We start from the raw sequence: 777 nt of genomic DNA on the forward strand, positions 1-777 counted from the left end.
AGTTTTACCTACAGTTCTAATGTTAACCCCTTTATCCCCATTAATAATAGAAGGGCTGACTAGTGTTCTCATACTATAATTTTGATCATTTTCACTGCCTTTATCATAAAAATCTGTATGACCATCAACAATAATACTTGCATTTAATATTCTTGGCTGGGGATTAGTCTCTGTAGTGGTTGTAGATTTATACTGTTCGGCTAAAACACCACTTGCTTCTAAATTAACTTGTCCTAATTGAGCAGAAATATTTCCTCCACTTATAGATAAACCTTTAGCAGAAGTAATATTTATATTTCCTGATTTTGAAGTTAATTTAGCTTCGGCATGTTCTGAACCATTTATCTCTGTATTATAAAAATCAACTTCCGCCTGTAAGCTCCTTAAATAATTTTCATCATATTTTGGCTCAAATGAATATAATGCATCAAAGCGGCTACTTCTTTGTGGTACAGCAATAATACTATGGAATAATGGTACATCTGATCCAAATATAAGAAGCCTTGGGTTTGGTCTCACTGGGTATTTGGAAATAAAATCTTTATAAAGATTATAATGCTTCACATATAAAGTATAATCATAATTACTAGAAGCATAATCTTCATATGCAGTAACCATATTATCATAATCGGTAAAAAACTGTTGTTGTTTTAATAAATCTAAACTACTTAATATAGAATTTTTTAAATTATTGGCTTCAGTAAACTTTTCTTCTTTCTTTCTCTTTGCAAAACTATTTTTTACCCCATCAACTAACACATCATCTTTACTTGAAAC

General features: G+C 30.1%; 1 pseudogene. It reads right to left on the reverse strand.

Going from position 1 to position 777, the window contains the following annotated elements:
* Window positions 1-777, reverse strand: a pseudogene (locus tag J536_RS26400) (hemagglutinin); the annotation flags it as partial.

This window comes from Acinetobacter sp. 809848, assembly GCF_000581275.1.
Classification (GTDB): Bacteria; Pseudomonadota; Gammaproteobacteria; order Pseudomonadales; family Moraxellaceae; genus Acinetobacter; species Acinetobacter pittii.